The sequence below is a fragment of the Xanthobacter sp. BG11Y11_SDJG genome (assembly GCF_057364445.1).
In genome coordinates this window covers 1-4,991 of record NZ_JBNFNU010000317.1, presented here as the reverse complement: position 1 = coordinate 4,991, position 4,991 = coordinate 1, and the positions used below count along the sequence as shown (strand labels likewise).

The 4,991-nt window shown below is 71.6% G+C and carries 4 protein-coding genes; all 4 read left to right on the top strand.

All coding sequences use genetic code 11. The annotated features are described in order from the left end of the window. Positions 1–516, top strand: a 516-nt coding sequence (locus tag AC2W7M_RS19620) for an ABC transporter substrate-binding protein (RefSeq protein ID WP_486134241.1), incomplete at its 5' end; no start/stop codon positions are given. 5 nt (positions 517–521) lie between these two features. Further along, a complete protein-coding gene (locus AC2W7M_RS19615; RefSeq protein WP_486134239.1) occupies positions 522–1,523 on the top strand; it encodes a FecCD family ABC transporter permease in 1,002 nt (333 codons plus the stop codon). Then, on the top strand, positions 1,520–2,317 hold the full coding sequence (locus AC2W7M_RS19610) for an ABC transporter ATP-binding protein (protein WP_486134237.1): 798 nt from the start codon (positions 1,520–1,522) through the stop codon (positions 2,315–2,317). The genes AC2W7M_RS19615 and AC2W7M_RS19610 overlap by 4 nt, the downstream gene beginning before the upstream one ends. A gap of 155 nt (positions 2,318–2,472) precedes the next feature. Then, positions 2,473–4,991: helicase-related protein (locus AC2W7M_RS19605; protein WP_486134235.1), on the top strand; the 2,519-nt coding region annotated here is incomplete at its 3' end.

Here is a 4,991-nt window from a genome sequence, read left to right as displayed (position 1 = left end):
GATGCGTCGACGCGGTTCTGGCCCGAGGTGCCGCCGGAGCGCCGCCCGCGGGTCTATCTCGCCCGCGGCACCGAGGGGCTCGAGACCGGGACCCGCGGCTCCATCAATACCGAGATCATCGAGCGCGTGGGCGCCGTCAACGTCGCCGAGGGCCTGAGGGAGAAAGGCGGCCTCGCCGCCGTCTCGCCCGAGCAGGTGATCGCCTGGGCGCCCGACACCGTCGTCGCGCTCGATCCCGTCTTCGCCGCCACCGTTGCCGAGCGGCCCGCCTGGAAGCCGGTGCCGGCGGTCGCGGCGGGCCGGGTGTTCCTGGCGCCGCATTTGCCGTTCGGTTTCGTCGATGCGCCGCCGTCGGTGAACCGGCTGGCCGGCCTCCTGTGGCTGCTCCACATGCTCTACCCGCAGCAGGCCGGCGGCGCGCTCGACCGCGATGTCTCAAGCTTCTACGAGCTCTTCTATGGGGTTTCGCTCGACCCGGCGCAGGTCCGCCAGGTGATCGGCCGGCCGGACCGATGACGGGAATGCGGACCCTCATCGCGCTCGGGTCTCTGGCCGCGCTGCTCGCCGCAAGCCTCGTGGTCGCGGCCGGCATCGGCCCCTACCCCATCGCGCCGGCCGACGTGATCTCTGCCCTCGCCATGGCGCCGTTCGGCATCCCGAACGATGCCGCCGCCACCGTGCTGTTCCACATTCGCCTCCCGCGCATCCTCGCGGCGGCGCTGGTGGGGGCGGCGCTGGCGGCGGCGGGCGCGGCCTATCAGAGCCTGTTCCGCAATCCGCTGGTCTCCCCCGACATCCTCGGCGTCTCCACCGGCGCGGGCTTCGGCGCAGTGCTCGGCATCCTCCTGGGGCTGAACGTGGCGGCGATCCAGCTCATGGGCTTCGCCGGCGGGCTCGCCACGGTGGCGGTGGTGCTGCTGCTCGCACGGGCCTTGCGGGGCGGCGGCGACATCCTGGTGATGGTGCTCGCCGGCATCGTCGTCGGCGCGCTGGCGGGTGCGGCGATCGCATTGGTGAAGGTGCTGGCGGATCCCTACGAGCAGCTGCCCGCCATCACCTTCTGGCTGCTCGGCAGCCTGTCCGGCATCAAGCCGCAGGATGTCGCCGCCGTCGCACCGGCGATCATGCTCGGCCTCGCGGCGCTTGTGCTCGCGCGCTGGCGGATCGGCGTGCTCTCGCTCGGCGAGGAGGAGGCGCAGGCGCTGGGCGTCGACACGCGCCGCACGCGGGCGCTGGCGATCGGCGGCGCGACCCTGGTCACCGCCAGCGCGGTGGCCATCTCCGGCGTCATCGGCTGGGTCGGGCTGATGGTGCCGCACATGGCACGCTTGATTGTCGGCGCGCGCTTCGACCGGCTGCTGCCGGCCTCGATCCTGCTCGGCGCCGCCTTCATGGTGATGGTGGACACCCTCGCCCGATCGGCAGCGCGCATCGAGATCCCGCTCGGCGTGCTCACCGCGCTGATCGGCGGGCCGGTCTTCGTCGTCCTGCTGGCGCGCCGCCGCCGGAGCCTGCTGCCATGACGGCGCCGGCCGGCCCGCCTTGCTTCCGCGCAGGGCTCGCCATCGGCCATGGCGGCCGCGCTTTGGCGCGGAACCTGTCGCTCGCCCTCGACGCGGGCACCGTCACCTGCCTGCTGGGGCCCAACGGGGTGGGCAAGACGACGCTGTTCAAGACGCTGCTGGGGCTGCTGCCGCCGATTGCCGGCACCGTCCGCCTCGCGGGCGCTCCGCTTGCCGCGCTCTCGGCCGAGGCCAAAGCGCGCGCCGTCGCCTACGTGCCGCAGGCCAGCCCGAGCGACTTCAACTATGCAGTCCTGGACATGGTGGTGATGGGCCGCACGGCCCATCTGGGCGCGTTCGGCGCGCCCAAGGCGCACGATCTTGCGGTGGCGGCGGACGCCCTCGCGTCACTGGGCATCGGCGAGCTCGCGCCGCGCGCCTTCAACCACCTCTCCGGCGGCCAGCGGCAGCTGGTCCTGGTGGCGCGGGCGCTGGCGCAGGGCGCGCCCGTGATCGTCATGGACGAGCCCACGGCCAGCCTCGACCTCGCCAATCGCCTGCTCGTTCTTCGCCAGGCGCGGGCGCTGGCGGCACGGGGCATCGCCGTACTCGTCTCCACCCACGAACCGGAGCACGCGCTCGCAATGGCCGACCGGGTGGCGGTTCTGGGCGCGGGCGGCTGGTTCGAGGCCGGCCCGGCGAAGACGGTGCTCACCGGCGCGACGCTGAGCCGACTCTACGGCCTGCCGCTGCTGGTCGAGCAGGCGCCGTCCGGCCGGTGGGTGGTGAGTTCCGAACCGGCGCGCGACGCCTGAGAGACAAGCGCGCATGAACGCTTCGGCAACACCGCACCGCAGCCGATTCGCGCACGGTCCGTTCCCGGCCCGTTCCGCCGCCCCCCTTTCGCCATCGCGCCCGCGTCCCAATATGCTACACAGCCCCCTACGAATGAGCGGACCCCCCACAGCCGATGGATGATGTCACCCAATGGGCCGTGCTGCCGCGCGCGATCCGCGCGCGCGGCGTGAGTGCGGTCCTCGGCCCCACCAATACGGGAAAGACCCATCTCGCCATCGAGCGCATGCTCGGCCATGAGAGCGGGCTCATCGGCCTGCCTCTGCGGCTTTTGGCGCGCGAGGTCTATCAGCGCATCGTCGAGCGCATCGGGCCGGACAAGGTGGCCCTCGTCACCGGCGAGGAGAAGATCAAGCCGAAAAATCCGCGCTACTGGGTCGCCACCGTCGAGGCCATGCCGCGCGACGTGGACGTCTCGTTCGTCGCCATCGACGAGGTCCAGCTCGCCAGCGATTTCGACCGCGGCCACGTCTTCACCGACCGCATCCTCAACCGGCGCGGCCGCCACGAAACGCTGCTGCTCGGCTCCGGCACCATGCGCAGCGTGGTGGATAAGCTCATTCCCGGCGTGAGCGTGCAGGTGCGTCCGCGCCTGTCCACGCTCACCTTCGCCGGCGAGAAGAAAATCTCCCGCCTGCCGCGCCGCTCCGCCATCGTCGCCTTCTCCGCGGAGGAGGTCTATTCCATCGCCGAGTTCATCCGCCGCCAGCGCGGCGGCGCGGCGGTGGTGATGGGCGCGCTCTCGCCGCGCACCCGCAACGCCCAGGTGGAGCTCTACCAGTCCGGCGACGTGGATTATCTCGTGGCCACCGATGCCATCGGCATGGGCCTCAATCTCGACGTGGACCATGTGGCCTTCGCCTCGGACCGCAAGTTCGACGGCTGGCAGTTCCGCCGCCTCAACCCGTCCGAGATGGCGCAGATCGCCGGCCGCGCCGGACGGGCGACGCGCGACGGAACGTTCGGCTCCACCGGGCGCTGCCCGCCGTTCGAGCAGGAAGTGGTGGAGCGCCTGGAGGCCCACGCCTTCGATGCCGTGAAGGTGTTGCAATGGCGCAACGGAGCGCTGGACTTCGGCTCCATCGCCGCTCTGGCGGCCAGCCTCGCCGCGGCCCCGCGCGAAGACGGCCTCGCCCGCGCGCCCACCGCGGACGACGTCAAAGTGCTGGAGATCATGGGCGCGGATGGCGCCGTCGCAGGCCGCGTGAGGTCTCCCGCGGAGGTGGAACGGCTCTGGCAGGTGTGCCAGGTTCCCGACTATCGCAAGATTTCTCCCGGCGCCCATGCGGAGCTGGTGGCCACGCTTTTCGGCCATGTGGGGGCGGGTGGCCGCATCCCCGATGAGTGGTTCGCGCGTCAAATCGCCTTGACCGATCGCGCAGAAGGCGACATCGACACGTTGTCGAGACGGATCGCGCAGGTGAGGACCCTCACCTTCGTCGCGAACCGCCCCGACTGGCTAGAAGACCCGCAGTACTGGCAAGGCGTCACGAGAGGGGTCGAGGACAAGCTGTCCGATGCACTGCACGAGAGGCTGGCGCAGCGTTTCGTGGACCGTCGGACCAGCGTGCTCATGCGGCGCCTGCGAGAGAACACGATGCTTGAGACCGAGATCAGCAAGACCGGCGACGTGACCGTCGAGGGACACGTTATCGGCCACCTCCACGGCTTCCAGTTCGCCCCGGACCCCGCCGCAGGCGGCGAGGAGGCGAAGGCCTTGCGCGCGGCTGCGCAGAAGGCACTGGCCGGCGAGATCGAGGCGCGCGCCTTGCGCGTCTCGCAGGCGGTGGACGAGGCCTTCGTCCTCACCAATGACGGCACCATCCGCTGGACCGGCGAGGCGGTGGCCAAGCTCATTCCCGGCGAAGAGGTGCTGAAGCCGCGCTTCAAGATCATCGCCGACGAGCATCTCACCGGCCCGGCCCGCGACCAGGTGGAGGCACGCCTCACGCTGTGGATCGCGGCCCATATCGACAAGCTGCTCGGCCCGCTGAACAAGCTCGCCAGCGCCGAGGACATCACCGGCATCGGCCGCGGCATCGCCTTCCAGATCGTCGAGAGCCTCGGCGTGCTGGAGCGCGCCAAGGTGGCCGAGGAGATGAAGACCCTCGACCAGGCGGCGCGCGCCACCCTGCGCGGCTATGGGGTGCGCTTCGGCGCCCACCACATCTATCTGCCGGGCCTGCTGAAGCCGGCGCCGCGCGCGCTGGCGGCCGAGCTTTATGCGCTCAAGCATGGCGGCCTCGCCCAGAAGGGGCTCGACGAGCTGCCCCATCTCGCGGCGTCCGGGCGGACCTCCATCCCCGTGGACCACGAGGTGCAGAAGGGGCTCTATCGCGCCGTCGGCTTCCGCGTGTGCGGCGAGCGCGCGGTGCGCGTCGACATCCTGGAGCGGCTCGCAGATCTCATCCGCCCGGCGCTCGCCTGGCGCCCGAACTCCCCCGGCCCCAAGCCGCCGGGCGCGGTGGACGGGCGCGGCTTCACCGTGACCGTGGGCATGACCTCGCTCGCCGGCTGCTCGGGCGAGGACTTCGCCTCGATCCTGAAGTCGCTCGGCTACCGCATGGAGCGCCGCCCGCCGCCACCGCCGGAGGCCGAGCCTGCCCGCGCGGCCCCCCGCCGAGGCGGCCGCAG

Coding starts and splice junctions, on each gene's coding strand:
- AC2W7M_RS19610 (WP_486134237.1), top strand. CDS start 1,520: ATGACGGCGCCGGCCGGCCCGCCTTGCTTCCGCGCAGGGCTCGCCATC.
- AC2W7M_RS19615 (WP_486134239.1), top strand. CDS start 522: ATGCGGACCCTCATCGCGCTCGGGTCTCTGGCCGCGCTGCTCGCCGCA.